We start from the raw sequence: 19,395 nt of genomic DNA, 5'->3' as shown, positions 1-19,395 counted from the left end.
CTCCATGGCCGACATTCGCTGGGAAGAGCCGTTCTGCGCCGAGGGCTCGGCCTGCTTCCGCATAGGTACCGACGAAGACGGCAATGCCTACATCGCGGTAGGAGGCGCCGAGGACGCTTACGTGACCGACAGTCGTGAAGCCCTCCGCGCTCTGATCCACGAGATAAAGGCCGGTAAGGCAGACCACTTGCTCTAGGGAGGCCACCATGCGAGACATCAACTGGGAAGAACCCTTCTGCGGCGAAGGCAACAACTGCTTCCGCATAGGTACCGATGACCAGGGCAACGCCTACATCGCCGTGGCCGGTGCCGAGGACACCTACGTGACCGATACCGGCGAAGCCCTCCGCACCCTCATCCGTGACATCAAGGCCGGCAAGGCCGACCACCTGCTCTAGGACGCCGCGGCACTGAGTTCGCGGTGGCCGTCGGGCCCGCTCCGGTGGCGGAGATTCTGGTTGCAGCCGTTCGCACGCCCTTGCTAGCGTCGGCTGCGACATCTCACCGTAGGGTTCCGCCCTCGCCATTCAGCCTCCTTGTGTCCGGTGACACCAGGAAGGTGGGAGTCACACCAGGTTCTGACAAGGGTGTGCGGCGATGGTTGCGGTTCGGCGAGCAGAGACGGCTTTGGAAGCCGTTGATCTGGTCAAGGCCTACTCGGCAGGCAGGAACAAACCCCCGGTCACCGCGTTGCGGGGGCTGAGCTTTTCCGCTGCTAAGGGGACCGTTTTCGGGCTGCTCGGCCCGAACGGGGCAGGCAAGTCCACCACGGTGAAGATTCTCTCCACGCTGTCGGTCGCCGACTCGGGGTCGGCATGCGTCGCCGGCTTCGACGTTGCGGCGAAGCCGGACCGGGTGCGCCAGGCGATCGGGTTCGTGGCGCAGAAGCCCGGTACGGACCCGAGGGGGACCGCGACCGAGAATCTGCTGCTCGCGGGCCGCCTCCACGGGATGTCCCGCCCTGACGCCAAGGCGCGGGCCCGTGAGCTCGTCGGCAGGTTCGGCCTGGCCGACGCCGCGGACCGGCTGGTGAGCACGTACTCCGGCGGTATGGCGCGCAAGCTGGACGTCGCGCTGGGGCTGATGCACCGCCCGCAGGTGCTCTTCCTCGACGAGCCGACGACGGGTCTCGACCCCCAGGCCCGGAGCGAGATGTGGCACGAGATCGCCAGGATGGCCGGTGACGAGCAGATGACGGTGCTGCTCACCACGCACTACCTCGACGAGGCCGACCACCTCGCCGACCGGCTGGCGATCGTCGACCACGGCACAGTGGTCGCCGCGGGCACGCCGGAGGAACTCAAGAGCGATCTGCGCGGCGACGCGGTGCAGGTCGAGCTGGCCGAGGCCGACGGCAGAGCCCGCGCGGTGTTGCAACGGGTGCCGGAACTACGCGAGATCACCATGGACGGGTGCACGGTCCGTGGCCGGACCGACAACGGCGCGCGGGCGCTGCCTCCCGTGCTGGCCGCACTCGACGACGCGGGAATCGTCGTGATCTCCGCGACGCTGGCCCGCCCTTCGCTCGATGACGTCTACCTCCAGCACACCGGCCGCAGCCTTGCGGCCGCCGGCGACGAAGACGTGAAGGTCCTGGAGGTGGCGAAGTGACCACGGCACCCATCGAGCCCGTCGGCACGCGTCCGCTGACCGTGATCACACACTCCGCGTTCCTCACCGGCCGCCTGCTGCGCGCGCTGTGGCGGATGCCCACCTTCCTCGTCATCGGGCTCGTGCAGCCGGTGATCTGGCTGCTGTTGTTCGGGCAGCTTTTCCGGTCGGTCGTGCATCTGCCCGGATTCGCGCATGGCAGCGGCGGGTTCCTGACGTTCCTCACACCGGGTGTGGTGATGATGACCGCGCTGTTCGCGAGCGCGTGGGCAGGGACGACCTATCTGCAGGACATCGACCGCGGCGTGATGGACCGGCTGCTGACCTCGCCTGTCAGCCGGGTCGCCATGATGTGCGCGACCATGGCCCACCAGGCGATCCAGGCCGTCATCCAGAGCCTGATCATCGTGGTCATCGCGCTGATCGCCGGCGCCCGGTTCCCCGGTGGCGTCGCCGGCGTCGGCGTCACCGTCCTGGCCGCGGTGCTGCTGACGCTGATCTTTTCGGCACTGTCCAATGCCGTTGCCCTGCTGACCCGTCAGCAGGCGACGCTGATCGCGATTTCCCAGTTCACCACGCTGCCGCTGATGTTCCTGAGCTCTGCCGTGATGGACCTTCACCTGGCTCCGGCCTGGGTGGGGAACATCGCCCGGTACAACCCCGTGGAATGGGCGGTGGTCGCGGCGCGGCAGGCGATGTCCGCGCCCGGTGACTGGGGCACGGTCCTGTCCTGTCTGGGACTGCTCGCGGTGGCGGTGCTCGTGATGGGCCTCCTGGCCACACGGGCCTTCCGGGCCTATCGGAAGTCGACGTAGGACCTGGAACGGGCGGGCCGCGCCGGTGCGACGGCGCGGCCCGCCTTTCGTCGCGGAAGCGGTGGGTCAATTACCGCTGCAGTACTGCTCTTCCTTGCCGATCGCGCGGTAGACGCAGTCGGCGGTTTCCAGGAGTTGCAGTACCGCCTCGCGGTTCCGTGCGGTCTCCTTCGGGATCACCGAATCCTTCGGGTAGAAGCCGCCGGAGCCGAATGAGGATGGGTACATCTCAAACGTAAACGCGAACACCTTCTGGTCCCCCCACAGCCAGTCGTCGATCGAGCCGTCGGTGATGTACAGGTCGCTGGACTGTTCGGGGGTGTAGCCGTTGGTGGCGGCCATGTTCTTGCCGATGGTGGCGAAGGCGTCGTGGTCGTCCTGGGTCATACCGGGGCCGGTGTCGTCGTTGGTGAAGCCGAAGGGCCAGAGGACCAGTTCGCTGTAGGTGTGGAAGTCGATGGCGGCCTTGATCTGCTGTTTTCCGCCCACGTTGCGGCCGTGGACGAACTTCGAGACGACCTGGACCTCGGGGGCGGAGGCGGGGGACTTGCCGCGGTAGGTCTCGGAGGAGGGGCTGGAGGAGGAGCCGCCGCAGCAGCCCCACTTGAAGTCCCAGTTGCGGTTGAGGTCGGTGCCGACCTCGCTGGTCCCGGCGTTGGGCTGGCGGTTCTTGCGCCAGCTCCGGAATTCACCGGAGGCGATGTCGTACTCGCCGCCGTCCGGGTTCAGATCGGGGATGATCCAGATCTCGCGGGAGTCGAGCATCTTGGTGACGCGGGAGTCGCTGCCGTATTTCGAGGTGAACTCGCCCAGGAGGTAGAGGGCCATCTCGACGGTGAGGTGTTCCCGGGCGTGCTGGTGGGCGGTGAAGAGGACCTCGGGCTCCTGCTCGTCCTTGGTGACGTTCTTGCTGAGTTTGAGGGCGAGGATGTTGCGGCCCTCGTGGGAGGTGCCGATGACCTGCTTGCTGAGGATCTCCGGGTACTTGGCGACGAGGGCGTCGATCTCCTTCGTGGCCTCGTCGTAGGTGTGGTAGTTCGCGTAGCCGGCCGGGAAGTCCTTGACGCGGGGTTTGTGGGGGGAGGGCGTGGTGGCGGTGGGAGGGGCAGGCAACGTGCGGAGCTTGTAGCCGAGTTGGCGCACCGCGGTGGCCTGGGCGCGGGTGGCGGTGATGACGACCGCGCGGGTGTGGACCTCGTCGATGCTGACGCCGGTCGCGAGGAGGGCGGTGCGCTCCGCGCGGGTGGCGGGGCCGGTCACCTCGTACTGGTGGGGGAGTTCGGCATGCCGCGCGGCGCCGGCGGTGGGCCCGGGGGACGAGGCGTCCTGTGCCTGGGCGGCGGCGATCGGGGCGGCTAGCGCGAGGGAGAGGAGTGCGGCGAGGACAGTGGTGCGTCCACCGCGGACACGTGGTCGCATGCGGTCTCCTGTGGGGTGTGAGGCGAAGCGACGGCGTCAGTGTTCGGCCGTTGGCATGGCCGGGTCAAGACGTCGAACGGCCATATGTGGGGCGCGCGGGAATCGGCCACCGGAAAGTGGCGAATCCCTCAACTTCCTCCTGAGGGGCGGAAATTGATTGCCAGGCGCTGCGGAGTCGCCAACAATGCGCACGACAAAACCGAAGGCCCAGCAAGGACTTCGGTGACAGAAGCTGAGAGGACCCCCACATGAATCGACCTCTCGTCGGCACCCTGGCCACGGCCGCACTGGGCGCCGCAACCCTGGTGGGCACCGTCGGAACGGCACACGCCGCGCCGCAGGACGGTGTCCAGCGCCCCGCACAGCAGAAGACCAAGGCGGTGGACTTCGCCGGCAGTGTCGCGCTGAGCAACTGCTCCGGCTCGGTCGTCCGGATGCCCGGCTCGAAGCCGGAGGACCCGGCACTGGTGATGTCCAACGGCCACTGCCTGGAAGGCGATATGCCCGGCGCCGGCGAGGTCGTCGTCGACAAGCCGTCCAGCCGCAGCTTCACCCTGCTGGACAAGTCGGCCGGCAAGCTGGGCACCATCAAGGCCACCAAGGTCGCCTACGCCACGATGACCGACACCGATGTCTCGTTCTACGAGACCGGGTCGACCTACGCCGAGATCGAGAAGAAGTACAAGATCAAGCCGTTGGAGCTGGCCACCGAGCACCCGGCCAAGGGCGCGAAGATCAGCATCGTCTCCGGCTACTGGAAGAAGATCTACTCCTGCGGCATCGACGGGTTCGCCTCCACCCTCAAGGAGGGCGAGTGGACCTGGAAGGACTCGGTCCGCTACACCCCGGAGTGCCAGATCATCGGCGGCACGTCCGGATCTCCGGTGGTCGACACCGCGACCGGCAAGGTCACGGCCGTCAACAACACCGCCAACGAGAGTGGCGAGGAGTGCACCCTCAACAACCCCTGTGAGGTGGACGAGAACGGCAAGACCACGGTGCGCAAGGGCATCGGCTACGCCCAGGAGACGTACCAGATACCGAAGTGCTTCGGCGACGGCAACAAGCTGGACCTGAACGCCGAGGGCTGTGTGCTGCCGAAGCCGCAGGCCACGCGCCGGTGAGCTGAGGCGGAAGCCGCACCCCAGGTCCCGTGCACGAGGTGCGCGGGACCTGGGGTGGGGCCGGCGTCGGGCTCCTGACGGGGATGGCCGGGGCGTGTTACGGGAGGCCGTGGACGTGCGCGCCCACCTGGCTCGCGAAGGCATTGCCGTTGGCCGCGTCCCAGTTGGTGGACCAGGTCATCGCGCCGCGGAGCCCCGGATAGGTCCGGGACGGTTTGAAGGAGCCGCAGTTGCTGCCCCGGGTGAGGCAGTCCAGGGCGGCGTTGACGACGGACGGGGCGACATGGCCGCCACCGGCCGCGCGGGCCGAGGCCGGTACCCCGATGCCGACCTGGGACGGGTCGAGTCCGCCCTCCAGCTGGATGCAGGCGAGCGCGGTCAGGAAGTCGACCGTGCCCTGGGCGTAGACCTTGCCGTCGCAGCCGTTCATCGAACCACTGTTGTAGTACTGCATGTTGACGGCGGTCAGGAAGTCCTTGATGCCGAGCGCCGTCTTGAAGTATTCGTTCTGCGGTGACTGCATGTCGATGGTCTGCGGGGCCATGGTCACCACGACATCGCCGTGCCGGTCGTGCACGGACTTGAGCGCCTGCGTCATATAGGTCGAGTTGAGACCGTTCTCCAGGTCGATGTCGACGCCGTTGAAGCCGTATTCGTCCATCAGGCCGCTGACGGAGTCGGCGAAGTTCTGCGCGGAGGCGGCGTCGTTGACCGACACCGCGCCCTTCTCGCCGCCGACGGAGAGGATCACCGACTTCCCGGCCGCCTGCTTCGCCTTGATATCTGCCTTGAATTCGTCGGTGGAGCCGTAGCCGACGGCCGGGTCGAGGCGGAAGGTGACGGCGCCGGGCTGTCCGGTCGCGTCGGCGAACGAGACCGCGATGATGTCGTAGGCGTCGTCGACGTCCTTGAGTTTCTGCACCGTGGCGCCGTTGTCGAAGTTCTGCCAGTAGCCGGTGACGGCGTGCCGGGGGACGGCGGCGGTGGGTGCGGCGGCGGGGGCCGCGGAGGCCGCCGGGGCCGCGGAGTGAGTTCCGGACGCCTGGGCGGTGCCGGTCCCGACGATGCCGGCCGAGGTCAGCACCGCGGCGGTGAGTCCGGCCAGCAGCCTCGCCGGGAGTCCGGTCATCGGACTGGTCTTCGGCCTGGTCTTCGGTCTTCCTGATCGTGCGCGGACCACGACTGCCTCCGGGTGTGGGGGAGTTGGGGGTGTGCGGACGCGTGTTCAGGGGCCCCTGTGCGTGCCGTACAACGTGGTCCAGACCAATCGCTCTGTCAAGAGTCCTGTCGGAAGCGGATGTTCCTCTGCGAGACGCTTGGCCGGAATGCGTCATTTCCCTGCGGGGTGATGGTCATGACGAGTAGCCCAGAACGTGTTCTCTGGGACGTATCTCTGTGGATAAAGTGCTGAGCGAATGGCGCCGATGGCGCAGAGCTGTGCCGATCCGCGGTCCCGGGACCCCCGGCGGCCGGAGGGAGTGGGGGAGCGACGTGCCGACCGCGATTGCAGTCACCAGCCCTGACCTCGCGCTGCCTGCGACCGACCGGCAGACTCCCGCCGCCGTCGTCCTCCAGGCCCCGCATCTCCAGCCACTGGACGACGCCCTGACGGAGACCAGCGCGATACTGGAACACCACGGCCATCTCGTCGTGCTGTACTCCTCCGTCTGCCCGCCGGAACACATCCGCCGGCTGCACACCCTGCGCGCCGTCCTGGAGAGCGACCGGATCGCCATCGTGCCGCTGCCCCTGCCGCCGCTGGGAGTGGCCTTACTGGCCCAGCAGCTGCGGCAGTTGTCGCTGTGCGACTTCAGCCCCGGGGTGCTGGCCAGCGCGGCCCGGCTGCTGACCCACTACATTCACGCCGGCGCCCTGCTGGGCAGCGTCAGCGGCCTGGACCGGGTCGAGGTCGATCTGCGGGCCCATATGAAGTCCTGGCTGCCCGGCGCGCACTTCGCGGTGCTGGCCCACCCCCAGCCGCAGTTGCTGCATCTGGACCGGCACAGCACCGAGGCCGGACTGCCGGCGCCCGGGTTCGCCACCCAGCTCGCGGTCGCCCGCGGGCAGCTCACCTCGGAGTGGGTGACCGGTGCGCTCGCCCCGGCCTGGCAGGTGCAGGGGGTGTACGAGGCCCGGCTGCCCGCCGAGTCCGCCCGGTGGTGGGGCACACAAAAGCTGATCGAATTCGCGGCGGCCATACCGGATGTGTCGGTCCTCTATCAGCTGGTGGCCTCCGTACGCCGCGAGGAGTGCGGCTGGTGCGGTCTGGAACTCCTCGGCGACCGCTGTGCGTTCTGCGCGGCCCCACTGGCGAGGGAACGGGCGGCGGGGGGTGGCGGCTCGGGCCAGGGGCCGGCAGCCATAGGGGCCCCGGCAACCCCAGCGGTGCAGGCCGCCGCCCACGCTCCGGGGGCGGCCGGGGCCCGTGCTTCCGCTGCTGCCCCGGCTCCGGTCGTGCCTCCGGCTCCAGCCGCGGTGTCCACTCCGCCCCCGTCCACTCCGCCCCCGTCCACTCCGGCCCCGTCCACTCCGCCCCCGCCCCCCGACACCTCCGGCGCGCCCGCTTCCTCCTCCCCGCCGGCCGGTCAGCCTGCTTCGCCGTGGGGCGAGCGCGACCTGTCGCCGGTGACGCCGCCGTCGGGAGTGCCCGGTGTTCTTCCGGACGCGCCCGGTGTGCCGGACGCGCCCGGTGTGGTGGGCGTATGGGGTGGCCGCCCCGGTGGCTGTGGCGAACCCGGGCAACTCGACGTACGCGGGCCGGATCTGGCGGCGGGCGGCCCTGCGGTGCCGGGGAACCCGTACGGGTCCGGCCGCCCGGTGCCGGGAAACCCCTACGCGACCGACGCGCCCCACGCCTCCGGCCAGTGGGAGCTGCCCGGCCACCCCGACTTCGCCGGTCACTCCGATGTCACCGGTCACCCGGATCTTCCCGGTCACCCGGATGCCCCCGGCACCCCGCGGACGGTGGCCCGCGTGCGCTGAGTCCGACCGGGCCGCCGTGGCCCCGCCCCTCCGGCCGCCCCCGCAGGCAGCCGTCCCCGCCGGGTGGTCCCGCCCGGTGACCGCCCGCCCCCTGTCCGACCGCCCGTCCCTTCTCCCCGTCCCGATCGAGGTTCCTCCCCCATGAACTCACGCCAGCGCCGCGGAGTGATCCTGCTGCTCCTGTCGGTTCTCTGTGCGGTCGGCGCGTTCGTCGGCGTGCTGTCGGTGATCAAGAACGTCGAGTCCAAGGTCGGACCCGAGAAGACGGCGTACCGGCTGAAGACGGATGTCGCGGCCTATAAAGAGCTGGATCCTGGGCAGTTCGAAAGGGTGACGATGCCGCAGCGGTGGCTGCCGCCCACCGCCGTGACCGACCTGGACCAGGTCAGCGGCAAGATCGCGGTGACCCCGCTGAAGAAGGGGTCGCTGCTGCAGGACGACATGATCGTCGAGCGGCCCGCGCTGAAGGCCGGGCAGCAGGAGATCGCCATCATGATCGACGCCGCCACCGGGGTGGCCGGCAAGATCAACCCCGGTGCCCGGGTGAACATCTTCGCCACCTTCGAGGGCAAGCGCCCCGAGGACAAGCCGGTCTCCAAGGTCATCGTCGCGGGAGCCCAGGTCATCGACGTCGGCAAGCTGACGCCCCTGGAGGCCAAGGACCCCGGCGACACCACCGCCAACAGGCGGCAGGCCGGTGAGGCCGTGCCGATCACCTTCGCGCTGAACACCCAGGACGCCCAACGGGTCGCGTACGCCGAGTCCTTCGCCTCCCACGTACGGCTCGCCCTGCTCGCCCCCGGCAACGAGACCGCCATCCCGCCCGGCCAGCGCAGCTACACCCTCGACGGCGACAAGTGACCCGGAGCCTCAGGTGACCATCCGCATCCTCCCGGCCATCGGTGACCCCGATGCCGCACGCGCCGTGTCCTCGCTGCTCCACCAGCTGCCGGACGCCGAACCCGCGCCCGCGGTCGCCGACTCCGCCGCGCTGCTCCAGGCGCTGGCAGGCGCCGCCGCCCAGGGGGCCGGCGCACCGGCCGCGGGTGCCCCGCCCGCCGCGGGTCAGCCGTCCGCCGTGGAGGCGCTGCCCGAGGTCGTGCTCGTCCATGAGCGGATCGGTCCGACGCCGGCGCTGGAGCTGATCCGTGAGGTGGCCCTGCGCTTCCCGGCCGTCGGCGTCGTCCTGATCACCACGGACGCCGGGCCCGCGCTGTTCTCCGCGGCGATGGACGCCGGCGCCCGCGGCATCGTCGGGATGCCGCTCGGCTACGACGAGCTGGCCGCCCGGGTGCAGGCCGCCGCCCAGTGGTCGGCGGGTGTACGGGTCCACCTAGGGGGGAGCCCGGAGGCGGCCCCCGGGCCGGCCGGCACGCTGGTGACGGTGACCGGCGCCAAGGGCGGGGTCGGCACCACCGTCACCGCCGTACAACTGGCACTGGCGGCGCGGGCCGCGGGCCGCAGCGTCGCGCTGGTGGACCTGGATCTGCAGTCCGGTGACGTGGCCTCCTACCTGGATGTTCAATTCCGCCGCTCGGTGGTCGATCTGGCGGGCATTCAGGACATCTCCGTACGGGTCCTCCAGGACGCCGTGCACGACCACCACACCGGCCTCGGGCTGCTGCTGGCGCCCGAGGAGGGCGAACGCGGTGAGGAGGTCGACGACCGGGCGGCCCGCCAGATCATCGGCGCGCTGCGCTCCCGCTACGAAGTGGTGCTGGTCGACTGCGGCTCCCAGATGCAGTCCGCCAATGCCGCGGCCGTCGAACTCGCCGATCTGGCCCTGCTGGTGACCACTCCGGACGTGGTGGCCGTACGGGCCGCCAAGCGGCAGGTCCGGCTGTGGGACCGGCTGCAGATCCGTAAGGCGGAGGACACCACGACGGTGGTCAACCGCCTCACCCGGAACACCGAGATCCAGCCGCCGCTGGTCGCCAAGGCCACCGGCACCCAGGTCGCCCGGACCCATGTACCGGCCGCCTTCAAGGAACTCCAGCCCTGTGTCGACGCGGGCCGGATGCAGGATCTGGACGGCCGGTCCACGGTCAAGCAGGCGCTGTGGGCGCTGGCGGGCGAACTCGGCCTGGTCGACGCGCCGGCCGCGCGGCAGGGCCGCGGCAGCCACCGGGCCCGCCCGACGCTGACGGGGCGTAAGCGCAAGGCCATAACGCCGGGGGCGGCTCCCGGTTCCGGGGGAGTTCCGGGTCCGGCATCGGGGGCGGCCTCCGGGGCGGGTCCGGGCTCCGGTACCCGGTTCGGTGTGCGGCGGGGTCCCGCGGCGGCGGCCGGCGGCCAGGGGCCGTTCGACCCGTCCGGCGAGGGCTGAGCGGTGCGGCGCCCGCTGGGCGGCGACGACCGGGGGCAGGTGGCCGTGGAGTTCATGGGGCTGCTCCCGCTGATCCTGCTGGTCCTCGCCCTGCTCTGGCAGTTGGTGCTGGTCGGGTACACCTACTCGCTCGCCGCGCACTCCGCCGACCGCGGCGCACGGGCCGCCACCGCCACCGAGGGCGGCGGCGCGGGCGCCTGCCGCACCGCCGCCGAGGACGAGCTGCCCGGCTCCTGGCGTGCGGGCGCCTCGACCTCCTGCGGAACGGAGTCGGGCCTGTGGAAGGCAACCGTCCGGATCAAGGTCCCGGTGCTCTTCCCCGGCGCGGGCAGCTACCCGTGGACGGTCACCGGCTCGGCCGGCGCCGCGAAGGAGGACACCGGATGAGCGCCGTACGCCTTCCCGCCCGGCTCCGCGGGCACGGCCGCGACCGGGGCCAGGTCTCCATCGAATTCCTCGGCTTCCTGCCGATCCTGCTGGTCGTCGGGCTGGCCGTGGTCCAGCTAGGTCTCGCGGCCTACACCGTCCAGCAGGCCGGGACCGGAGCGCGCGCCGCGGCCCGTACCGCCTCGATGGACGAGGCCGACCGGGAGGCCGGCCCGCAGGCCGCTGGCCTTTCCGCGATGAGCGGCTGGGTCGCGGACGGCGCGACGATCTCGGTGGGAGGCGGGGGCGACGAGGTCAGCGCGACGGCGCGGGTACCGATCCCCTCGATCATCCCCGGCGTCGACAACTTCGGCACCGCCAGCCGCACCGCCACCATGCCCCGCCCGCAGGAGCCCGGCGCTCTGGGACTCCGCGCCGCGGACACGTACGAAGGAGCACCCCCGCGATGAGCCTGAAAGCCCGGATCGTCGCACCCGAGCCGGCCGGTGAGGCGCGCGAGGACAGCCATATGGTCGCCGTCTACCGCGCCAAGCTGCTCGAAGAGATCGACCTCGCCGAGATGTCCTCGCTGGCCGCGGCCGAGCGCCGCACGAGGCTGGAGCGGGTGCTGGGCCACATCATCAGCCGCGAGGGCCCGGTGCTCTCCACCGCCGAACGCGCCCAGCTCATCCGCCGGGTGGTGGACGAGGCGCTCGGCCTGGGGGTGCTGGAGCCGCTGCTGGAGGACGCCTCGATCACCGAGATCATGGTCAACGGCCCGGACCAGGTGTACGTCGAGCGGGCCGGCCGGGTCGAGCTGCTGCCCGTGCGCTTCGCCTCGCACGAGCAGCTGATGCAGACCATCGAGCGGATCGTCTCCACCGTCAACCGGCGGGTCGACGAGTCCAATCCGATGGTCGACGCCCGGCTGCCGTCCGGCGAACGCGTCAATGTCATCATCCCGCCGCTCGCGCTGAACGGCGCCACCCTCACCATCCGCCGCTTCCCGCGCGCGTACACCCTCGCCGAACTCATCGGCATGGGCACGCTCGACGAGCAGATGCTGATGCTGCTGGCGGGGCTGGTGCGGGCCAAGTTCAACGTGGTGGTCTCCGGTGCCACGGGTGCGGGCAAGACCACGCTGCTCAACGCGCTGTCCGGTCTGATCCCGGACGGGGAGCGGATCATCACCGTGGAGGACGCCGCCGAACTCCAGCTCCAGCAGAGCCATGTCATCCGGCTGGAGTCCCGGCCGCCCAACGTGGAGGGCAAGGGCCGGATCACCATCCGCGACCTGGTGCGCAACTCCCTGCGGATGCGCCCCGACCGGATCATCGTCGGTGAGGTGCGCGGCGGCGAGACCCTCGACATGCTCCAGGCGATGTCGACCGGCCACGACGGCTCGCTGGCCACCGTGCACGCCAACAGCGCCGAGGACGCCCTGATGCGGCTGCAGACCCTGGCGTCCATGTCCGACGTCAAGATCCCCTTCGAGGCGCTGCGGGACCAGATCAACAGCGCCGTCGACTGCCTCGTCCAGCTCACCCGGCACGCCGACGGCTCCCGCCGGATCAGCGAGATCGCCATCCTCGACTCGCGCGGCCACGAGGACTACCGGATCGCCACGGTCTGCCGCTTCGACGCCGAACCGATGGGCGCCGACCGCATCGTGCACGGCCGGTTCCGCTACTTCCCGCTGCCGCGCCGGGTCGCCGAACGCCTCTTCATGGCGAGCGAACCCACCCCGCCCGCCTTCGGCGTCGCCACCCACGACGACCAACTCGCCACCCGGAAGGCCCTCTCATGACCGGCGGGAACCCCCTCGCCCTGCTCGCCATCGGCGCCACGCTGCTGTGCGGGCTGCTCGCGATCGCGGGCGCCCGGACGTACGCGGCCGGGCGCGCCCAGCGGCAGGCCGTCGTCGACCGGCTGGCCGACGAGCGCGGACTGCCGGTGACCGGGCGGCGCCGCTTCCCGTCCGTCGACCGGGCGCTGCGCGGCACCCGCTTCGGCCGCCGCCTCGAACTGCGGCTGACCGCCACCGGTCTGGACGTCACCCCCGGCGAGTTCGTCGTCTATCTGCTCGGCGCGATCCTCGCGCTGTGGCTGGTCGCGCAGGCCACCCTCGCCCCGTTCTTCGGCCCGATCGCCGCGCTGGTCGCCATCTGGGCGGCGTTCGCCTTCCTCAACTGGCAGCGGCAGAAGCGCATCGAGAAGTTCATCAACCAGCTGCCCGAACTCTCCCGGATCCTCGCCAACGCCACCCAGGCCGGGCTCGCGCTGCGGACGGCCCTGGGCATGGCGGCCGAGGAGCTGGAGGCCCCGGCCGGTGAGGAGCTGGCCAAGGTCTCCGACAAGCTCTCCGTCGGCCACTCCATCGACGAGGCACTCGGCGAGCTGGCCGAACGCCTCCCGTCCCGCGAACTCGTCGTGCTCGTCACCACGCTGGTGCTCGCCAACCGCGCCGGCGGCACCGTCGTCGGCTCGCTGCGCAACCTCACCAAGACCCTGGAGGAGCGCAAGGAGACCCGCCGGGAGGTCCGCACCCAGCTCTCCCAGGTCCAGGTCACCGCCTATGTCGTCCCCCTGCTCGGGATCGGCACCCTGCTGCTGATGAACCGGATCGCGCCGGGCGCCATCGACCGGATGACCTCCTCCTTCCTCGGCCAGCTCGCGGTCGTGGTGGCCTTCGCCCTCTACGGCCTCGGCTTCTTCTTCATCCGCCGCCTGTCCAAGATCGACGTCTAGGTATCGGTATCGCCATGGCACTCGGAATCCTGCTGGCCCTCGCCTTCGCCCTCTCGCTCGCCGGTATCTGCTGCGGTATCGCGCTCTACCGGCGCGAGGCCCGGCTGCCGCCCGACCTGGCGCTGTCCCTGGAGGTCGGCGCGACCCGCACCACGGCCGTCGGGTCGGCGGTGGACCGCGCCGGGATGCGGTACGCGCCGCTGGTGCTGCGGCTGATGGGCGGCAAGCGCACCGCCCGGGTCCGCCGCCGGATCGACCTGGCGGGCAATCCGGGCGGGCTGACCGTCGACCGGTACGCCGCCCGGCGCGCCGTCTACGGGGCCCTCGGCTTCTTCGGCGCGCTGGTGATGTTCCTGCGCGGCCAGCCGCTGCTCGGCGTGCTGATGGTGCTCTTCGGCCTCTTCTGGACCGAGGTCGGCATCTGGGCCGCCATCCGTCAGCGCAAGGACACCATCGAGCGCACCCTTCCGGACTTTCTGGATGTGCTGGCCGTCGTGGTCAGCGCCGGCCTGGGCTTCCGTCAGGCCCTGGACCGGGTCGCGGAGAAGTACGAGGGGCCATGGGCCGATGAACTCCGCATCACCCTGCGGCAGATGGACATGGGCGTCAGCCGCCGTGCGGCCTTCGAGGAACTGCGCAAACGCAATGACTCCGAACAGGTCGCGCAGTTCGTCACCGCCCTCCAGCAGGGCGAGGAGCTGGGCTCGCCGATCGTCGAGACGCTGATCCAGATCGCCGACGACATGCGCCGGACCGACGCCCAGAACGCCCGGCGCCGGGCCGCCCGCGCGGTCCCCAAGGCCACCATGGTCGTCACCACCTTTATGGTTCCGGCCACGATGATCCTGCTCATCGCCGGTTTCTTCCTGGGCTCGGGCACCAACTTCGGTTCGCTGATGGGCAGATGACCTGTGGTCCGGAGCCCGGCACCGGCCCCGCCCGCGCCCGTCCGGCGCCGCGGGACCGGGTCCGGCGTACCCGCGCCGGCCGCCCTCGGCGTGGCGTTCGCCCTCCTCCCCGCCGCGCCCCTCGCCGGCACCCGGCACGACTGCCGCCGCTTGGTGCCGTCCTTGCGGATGCACATCTTCTCCTGGACGAACCCGGGCGGCGGCGCCCCGTAATCGGCCGGATGAGTGCGCTGAGAGCCCGGCTTCCCGTCAACTCCTTCGCAAGAGCAACGAGTTGTGTCACAGTGGGTGGGCGGACGGTTGCGCTCGCACTATGGTGCGCAGGAATCGTCCGGTCTTTATGGGCGGCGGAACGGGGCATGGTCCCGGAGGGGGAGCGGGGGTGGGTAGAGTGCGACTGAGTGGCCGAAATGCGATGTTGCGCCTGTCATCCGGGTTCCCGAAAGAGGATTGGGTACGGAATCCCTGTTCCGGGCACGCTGTTCCGGCGTACTTTTCTCGTGTCGTGAGCGCGGCCGAACGCGCCGACACCACGGGGACAGACCAGCCGGACCAGAGCGGTACGGCCGCCCATGGAGGGGAAGACGATGGCGAAGCGTATTTTGGGGAACGACCGGGGACAGACCTCGATCGAGTACCTCGGCATCATCGCGGTGGTCGTGGCGATCGTCCTGGTCCTGTCGACCACGGACTTCGGCAGCCAGATCGCGAACGCCATCGCCAACAAGATCTCCGACGTCGTCGGCATTTAGCCCCCACCGCCATCACCGTGCCGGCCATGACCCCACGCTGCCGCCGGCGCGACGCAGGGCAGGCCTTCCCGCTCTACATCGTCGCGGTCGGGGGCCTGCTCTTCCTCGCGCTCGCCTTCTTCGCCGTCGGGCAGGCGGCGGCCACCCGTAACGGTGCGCAGACCGCCGCCGACGCGGCCGCGCTCGCCGCCGGCCAGAAGTACCGCGACCTGCTGCGCAAGGGTGTGCTCGACGGTCTCCGCGACGGCAGTTACCTGACCGATCCGACGGCCTGGGAGGAACTGCTGAACGGGCGCGGTGTCCCGTCCGAAGCGGCCTGCGCGAGCGCGGGCTGGTTCGCCGGACGCAACGGCGCCGAGCTCTCCGGCACCCGCTGCACCCCGGACTCCTGGCCCACCGCGTTCGCCGTCCAGGTCACCACCCGCAACACCGTGGGGGATTCGGTCATCCCGACGACCAGCGGCACCCATGCGTCGGCCGAGGCGAAGTCCGTCGTCGGCCCCCGCTGCACCCTCGACCCCGCCAAGGACAACACCGGCGGGGCGGACGGCAAGGGCGGCAAGGACGACGAGGGGGGCAAGGGCGGCAAGGACGACGACGCCCCCGCCCCCGTCGAGATCACCTGCGACGGCAAGCGCTGGACGCTCGACCCCGGCCACCTCCAGGACCTGCCCGACGCCGCCGACCTGTTCTCCGTACGCCTCGCCCATTGACCGCCCGCACCCGACCACCCCCCTTGAGACGACCAGACGACGATCAAAGGAATCGCATCCCATGAGCATTCGGCGCACCACGAAGGCCGCCAGGGGAGCGGTCGCCATGGCGAGCGCTGTCGGCCTCGCGCTCGTTGTGGCCGGCTGTGGTGGTGGTAGTGGTGGCGGTACGAAGGGGTCGGACGGCGACAAGCCGCCGGCCCGCAGCACCGCCCCCAAGGACAGTGGCCCCGGTGCCCCGGCGGCCGACTCCGACAAGGTGATCGGGGAGATGAAGGGGCCGGACGGCGTGGTGGTCACGCTGCACTCCGTCGTCCGTGACTCCGGCGGCTTCGTCACCGTCAACGGCACGGTCACCAACCGCGGCACCCGCGCCTTCAACGCCATCGACTGGCGCTCCAACGAGACCGAGCTGCGGTCCCGTTCGTCCATCTCCGGGGCGACCCTCGTCGACAAGGCGGGCAAGAAGCGGTATCTGGTGCTGCGCGACACCAACGGCGAATGCCTGTGCACGACCGGCCTCAGCGGGCTGATGCCGGGTGCCAGCCGCCCGGTCTTCGCGCAGTTCCCGGCGCCGCCGGCCAAGGTGACCGAGGTCGACTTCCAGCTGCCGACCCTGCCGCCGGCCGGCGTGCGGATCACGGACTGAGCGGGCACCGATGACCGCGACCCAGATGCCCCGAGGACGCCGGGTGCGCCGAGCGCCCCGCCGCGCCGCCACCGCCGCCTTCGCGCTGCTGCTCACCGCGGCGCTGACCGCCCCCGTCGCCCATGCCGATCCGCCGGGCGTGACCGAGGACTCCAGCCCGCCGGTGCACATCGACCCCCACGACCCCGATCTGCGGATGGTCCAGGGCGGCAAGCTCGCCGCGTCCAAGGTCCTCAACATCAAGTCGATCGTCGAGGCCGACGACGGCTCCGAGCGCCGCCAGGACACCAACGACAATGTGACCTTCGCGCTCCAGGCCGAGGTGCTCTTCGGCAAGGACAGCGCCGAGCTGACGCCGGAGGCGCTGTCCCGGATCAGCACGATCGGCGCGGAGATCAAGAAGCAGAACGCCACCCGTCTGCGGGTCTTCGGCTTCACCGACAACCTGGGCTCGGCGAGCCACGGCCTGGTCCTGTCCAAGAAGCGCGCCAACGCCGTCCAGCAGGAGCTGGCCAAGGACCTCGGCTCGTCCGTCACCTTCCAGATCCGCGGCTACGGCGAGCAGTACCCGATCGCCGACAACGGCACCGAGGAAGGCCGCAAGAAGAACCGCCGGGTCGAGGTCAGCTTCCCGCGGGCCTCGTGACCGGGGCGGGCGCCGGGGCCGGTCGCATGCTGCGGCGGATGACCAGGCTGCCCGCCACCTTGTCGTGCAGACACCGGCGCAACGTCCGGTCCCAGCAGCAGGCCAGCGGGTCCAGCAGGCAGAGCACCGGCACCAGCCGCATCCCCAGATGGGCCAGGTGCCGCCCCAGGGCCGTCCCGTAGGGGAGCGGGCCCCCGTCGGCGAGCCGTACGACGCTCAGCCCGCACAGCAGCTTGCCCGGGGTGCCGCCACAACGGGCCGTCAGCAGCGGCGAGTAGAGGAAGAGCAGCGCGAGGGCCACCAGGGCGCCGAGGTAGAACGGCGAGTCTTCCTTGCTGTCGCCCAAGGTGACGAACCGGCCGATGCCCACGGTGACCAGGAACAGGACGACGAGGGCGAGCACCTGGTCGATGAGGAGCGCGAGCAGCCGCAGCCCCCGGTTACCGAGGATGCCCGGGGCCGGCCCCTGGGGCGCCGGAGCCGCGGGGTATGCGGGGCCCGCCGGAAGTCCGGGGCCCGACGGAGGTATGTGTCTGGGGGGCGGCGTCGCGTTCATGCCGCGCATGTGACCATCCCGCCCCGCCCGGCGGCAACTTGATACCGGCAGGGACCCCGGGGCTGCGGGAGTGCGTCCGCCCGGCGTATCCCGCGCGGCAGAAGATCCGCGCGCTGCTGCAGCGGGTGATCGACGAGGAGTGCGCCGAGGGTGGGGACGGCCGCGGCTGTCTGGTGGTCAACACCTGTATCGAGGTGTCGGCCCATGACCCGTCGGTCGCGGCCTCGCTGGAACAGGACTACGGCGTACGGCTGGCAGCCCTCCGTGCCGTGATCGAGTCCGGTCAGCGCGACGGCGCCATCGCGCCCGGCAAGGACGCCCGCACCCTCGCCCGTCTCGTCATCGCCTCGGTCGGCGGGCTGCGCGTCTCGGCGCGGTCCGGCGTCGGCCGCGCCGCCCTGGAAGCCGTCGCGGACGCGACGCTCAGCACCTTCTGACCGCCTGGGTGCCCGGCGTACGCCCGCGGCCCGAGCCCGTGCGTCAGCGGCGTGGTTCGACGCCCAGGCGCAGTCCGGGAAGCAGGCGCCAGCGCGCCATCGCGCCGGCCTCCGCCTCCAGGACGTGCCGGGCGCGGAGGCGGGGGAGCCCCAGCCGCCCCGGGCGCATGGTGCGTACGGCCAGCACGGTGAAGTCCCGGCTCAGATAGGCGACATCGATCGCGAACCGCATCCGGAAGGTGTGCACCCCGCTCGCCGGGGTGAGCAGCAGCGCCCCCTCGATGCCGTCGCGGCCCAACAGGCCGCGGGCGCGGGCGCGGCAGGACGCCGCGATCTCCACCGGAACGGCGCTCTCCACGCCGTGCAGGACTCCCGGACCGTTCTCCCAACGCGCCATGCGCAGCGTTCTATCAGCTCCCGCACTCCAGGTCTTTCCCGGCGGACGGGCGCCGGACGGCTCTAGGGTCGACAGGTGTCACTGATGCTGATGGTTCTCGCCGCCGTCTACGGGGCCGCGGCCGGGCTGCTCATACCGCGGCCCGTCCACCGGATGGCCGTCGAGCCCGAGGAGGAGTGGCGCGCGGTCTGTCCCGGGGGGCATCCGATCACCGGCCCGGCCGGGGGCTGGCTGGGGCGCGGGCGCTGCCCGGACTGCGGGGCGTACGGGCCCGGCCCGCTGCCGACCGCGGCGGCCACCGCACTGGTCTGCGCGGCCCTGGCGGCGGCCACCGGGCCACGGCCGGAACTCGTCGCCTGGCTGGTGATGGCGCCGGTCGCGGTGCTGCTGACCGCCGTCGACTGGCGGGCCCGGCGCCTCCCGGACGCGCTGACGCTGCCGCTCGCGGTGGCGTCAGCGGCGCTGCTGGGGCTCGGCGGCTGGCTGACGGGGGAGACCGGGGCGTGGCGGCGGGCCCTGCTGGGCGGGCTGTTCCTCGGCGCCTTCTATCTCCTGCTCTACGTCGTGAACCCACGGGGCATCGGGCTGGGCGACGTCAAGCTCGCGGTCGGGCTGGGGATCGCCCTTGGGTGGTACGGCTGGCGCACCCTCGTCGTGGGCGGCGCGGCGGGGGTGCTGATCGGTGCGCTCTACGCCGCGGGGCTGCTGCTCGTACGGCGCGAGGCGCGGAAGGCGGCCATGCCACTGGGGCCCTTCATGATCATCGGGGCGTTCTGCGGGCTGCTCCTGGGCGCCGCCGCGGCGGCCTGACCCACGCCTGTGCCGGAGCCTTCGGCACACCCCGCTCCACCCGAGCCACGCCGCCGCGCGCGCCGGTGCACGCAGCACCCCTCCCGTGGGGTTATGGTGGAAACCCCCCCTCGGGCCGGTCCGTATCCCCCCCACG

Annotated in this window: 23 protein-coding genes; 19 read left to right on the top strand and 4 right to left on the bottom strand. The window is 71.2% G+C overall.

Features of this window, described 5'->3' with window-relative positions; translation table 11 throughout:
• The first annotated feature begins 4 nt into the window (after nucleotides 1-4).
• From SLV14N_RS14115 to SLV14N_RS14100, 4 genes are all read left to right on the top strand, one after another.
• Entirely contained in the window at nucleotides 5-196 is a 192-nt protein-coding gene (locus SLV14N_RS14115) for a hypothetical protein (RefSeq protein ID WP_263269518.1), read from the top strand.
• Between the two features lie 10 nt (nucleotides 197-206).
• Nucleotides 207-398, top strand: a complete 192-nt coding sequence (locus tag SLV14N_RS14110) for a hypothetical protein (RefSeq protein ID WP_263269517.1) — start codon at nucleotides 207-209, stop codon at nucleotides 396-398.
• A gap of 199 nt (nucleotides 399-597) precedes the next feature.
• The gene (locus SLV14N_RS14105) at nucleotides 598-1,611 is read left to right on the top strand and encodes an ATP-binding cassette domain-containing protein (RefSeq protein ID WP_263269516.1); all 1,014 of its coding nucleotides are present in this window, start codon (nucleotides 598-600) and stop codon (nucleotides 1,609-1,611) included.
• Nucleotides 1,608-2,426 carry an ABC transporter permease gene (locus tag SLV14N_RS14100; protein WP_208681205.1) on the top strand — a complete coding sequence of 273 codons (819 nt, stop codon included), beginning with the start codon at nucleotides 1,608-1,610 and terminating at the stop codon, nucleotides 2,424-2,426. Before SLV14N_RS14105 ends, SLV14N_RS14100 begins: the two co-directional genes overlap by 4 nt.
• A 66-nt stretch (nucleotides 2,427-2,492) precedes the next feature.
• Here SLV14N_RS14100 and SLV14N_RS14095 read toward each other — a convergent pair whose 3' ends face one another.
• A complete protein-coding gene (locus SLV14N_RS14095) occupies nucleotides 2,493-3,845 on the bottom strand; it encodes a M14 family metallopeptidase (protein ID WP_208681204.1) in 1,353 nt (450 codons plus the stop codon).
• Nucleotides 3,846-4,093: 248 nt separating this feature from the next.
• On the opposite strand from SLV14N_RS14095, the gene SLV14N_RS14090 reads away from it, so the two are divergent.
• Entirely contained in the window at nucleotides 4,094-4,969 is an 876-nt protein-coding gene (locus SLV14N_RS14090) for a serine protease (protein WP_208681203.1), read from the top strand.
• Between the two features lie 97 nt (nucleotides 4,970-5,066).
• Here the strand turns inward: SLV14N_RS14090 and SLV14N_RS14085 are convergent, their stop codons facing one another.
• Nucleotides 5,067-6,098, bottom strand: coding sequence for a chitinase (locus SLV14N_RS14085; protein ID WP_263269514.1), 1,032 nt, complete (start codon nucleotides 6,096-6,098; stop codon nucleotides 5,067-5,069).
• Between the two features lie 362 nt (nucleotides 6,099-6,460).
• Here SLV14N_RS14085 and SLV14N_RS14080 point away from each other — a divergent pair, with 362 nt between their 5' ends.
• The 12 genes from SLV14N_RS14080 to SLV14N_RS14025 all read left to right on the top strand — a co-directional run bounded on the left by SLV14N_RS14080 (nucleotide 6,461) and on the right by SLV14N_RS14025 (nucleotide 17,059).
• The gene (locus SLV14N_RS14080; RefSeq protein ID WP_263269512.1) at nucleotides 6,461-7,951 is read left to right on the top strand and encodes a hypothetical protein; all 1,491 of its coding nucleotides are present in this window, start codon (nucleotides 6,461-6,463) and stop codon (nucleotides 7,949-7,951) included.
• A gap of 141 nt (nucleotides 7,952-8,092) precedes the next feature.
• Nucleotides 8,093-8,812 (top strand): Flp pilus assembly protein CpaB, encoded by a 720-nt coding sequence (gene cpaB / locus SLV14N_RS14075; RefSeq protein ID WP_263269511.1) that lies wholly within the window; start codon nucleotides 8,093-8,095, stop codon nucleotides 8,810-8,812.
• Between the two features lie 13 nt (nucleotides 8,813-8,825).
• Nucleotides 8,826-10,277: an AAA family ATPase gene (locus SLV14N_RS14070; protein WP_263269509.1), complete on the top strand. Its 1,452-nt coding sequence runs from the start codon at nucleotides 8,826-8,828 to the stop codon at nucleotides 10,275-10,277.
• A 3-nt stretch (nucleotides 10,278-10,280) separates the two neighbouring features.
• On the top strand, nucleotides 10,281-10,664 hold the full coding sequence (locus SLV14N_RS14065) for a TadE/TadG family type IV pilus assembly protein (protein WP_018089301.1): 384 nt from the start codon (nucleotides 10,281-10,283) through the stop codon (nucleotides 10,662-10,664).
• Complete coding sequence (locus SLV14N_RS14060) at nucleotides 10,661-11,113, top strand: TadE/TadG family type IV pilus assembly protein (RefSeq protein WP_127152811.1); 453 nt, start codon at nucleotides 10,661-10,663, stop codon at nucleotides 11,111-11,113. The genes SLV14N_RS14065 and SLV14N_RS14060 overlap by 4 nt, the downstream gene beginning before the upstream one ends.
• A complete protein-coding gene (locus SLV14N_RS14055; protein ID WP_208681200.1) occupies nucleotides 11,110-12,450 on the top strand; it encodes a CpaF family protein in 1,341 nt (446 codons plus the stop codon). Before SLV14N_RS14060 ends, SLV14N_RS14055 begins: the two co-directional genes overlap by 4 nt.
• On the top strand, nucleotides 12,447-13,391 hold the full coding sequence (locus SLV14N_RS14050; protein ID WP_208681199.1) for a type II secretion system F family protein: 945 nt from the start codon (nucleotides 12,447-12,449) through the stop codon (nucleotides 13,389-13,391). The genes SLV14N_RS14055 and SLV14N_RS14050 overlap by 4 nt, the downstream gene beginning before the upstream one ends.
• 14 nt (nucleotides 13,392-13,405) lie before the next feature.
• Nucleotides 13,406-14,299: a DUF5936 domain-containing protein gene (locus tag SLV14N_RS14045; protein ID WP_208681198.1), complete on the top strand. Its 894-nt coding sequence runs from the start codon at nucleotides 13,406-13,408 to the stop codon at nucleotides 14,297-14,299.
• 587 nt (nucleotides 14,300-14,886) lie between these two features.
• Nucleotides 14,887-15,051, top strand: coding sequence for a membrane protein (locus tag SLV14N_RS14040; protein WP_018089307.1), 165 nt, complete (start codon nucleotides 14,887-14,889; stop codon nucleotides 15,049-15,051).
• A 26-nt stretch (nucleotides 15,052-15,077) separates the two neighbouring features.
• Nucleotides 15,078-15,764, top strand: coding sequence for a pilus assembly protein TadG-related protein (locus SLV14N_RS14035; RefSeq protein WP_208681197.1), 687 nt, complete (start codon nucleotides 15,078-15,080; stop codon nucleotides 15,762-15,764).
• A 61-nt stretch (nucleotides 15,765-15,825) separates the two neighbouring features.
• On the top strand, nucleotides 15,826-16,413 hold the full coding sequence (locus tag SLV14N_RS14030) for a hypothetical protein (protein ID WP_208681196.1): 588 nt from the start codon (nucleotides 15,826-15,828) through the stop codon (nucleotides 16,411-16,413).
• Nucleotides 16,414-16,423: 10 nt separating this feature from the next.
• Entirely contained in the window at nucleotides 16,424-17,059 is a 636-nt protein-coding gene (locus SLV14N_RS14025; protein WP_208681195.1) for an OmpA family protein, read from the top strand.
• On the opposite strand, the gene SLV14N_RS14020 is transcribed toward SLV14N_RS14025, so the two are convergent.
• A complete protein-coding gene (locus SLV14N_RS14020; protein ID WP_265873467.1) occupies nucleotides 17,037-17,624 on the bottom strand; it encodes an RDD family protein in 588 nt (195 codons plus the stop codon). The genes SLV14N_RS14025 and SLV14N_RS14020 overlap by 23 nt on opposite strands.
• Before the next feature lie 29 nt (nucleotides 17,625-17,653).
• On the opposite strand from SLV14N_RS14020, the gene SLV14N_RS14015 reads away from it, so the two are divergent.
• Complete coding sequence (locus tag SLV14N_RS14015) at nucleotides 17,654-18,052, top strand: TetR family transcriptional regulator C-terminal domain-containing protein (protein ID WP_263269505.1); 399 nt, start codon at nucleotides 17,654-17,656, stop codon at nucleotides 18,050-18,052.
• A 43-nt stretch (nucleotides 18,053-18,095) separates the two neighbouring features.
• On the opposite strand, the gene SLV14N_RS14010 is transcribed toward SLV14N_RS14015, so the two are convergent.
• Nucleotides 18,096-18,449 carry a DUF192 domain-containing protein gene (locus tag SLV14N_RS14010; RefSeq protein WP_263269503.1) on the bottom strand — a complete coding sequence of 118 codons (354 nt, stop codon included), beginning with the start codon at nucleotides 18,447-18,449 and terminating at the stop codon, nucleotides 18,096-18,098.
• A gap of 75 nt (nucleotides 18,450-18,524) precedes the next feature.
• On the opposite strand from SLV14N_RS14010, the gene SLV14N_RS14005 reads away from it, so the two are divergent.
• Nucleotides 18,525-19,259, top strand: coding sequence for an A24 family peptidase (locus SLV14N_RS14005; protein WP_208681192.1), 735 nt, complete (start codon nucleotides 18,525-18,527; stop codon nucleotides 19,257-19,259).
• The last annotated feature ends 136 nt before the right edge of the window (nucleotides 19,260-19,395 follow it).

The organism is Streptomyces sp. Je 1-4 4N24, from assembly GCF_026239515.1.
GTDB lineage: Bacteria > Actinomycetota > Actinomycetes > Streptomycetales > Streptomycetaceae > Streptomyces > Streptomyces nigrescens.
This window is presented reverse-complemented; position numbering and strand designations above follow the sequence as displayed.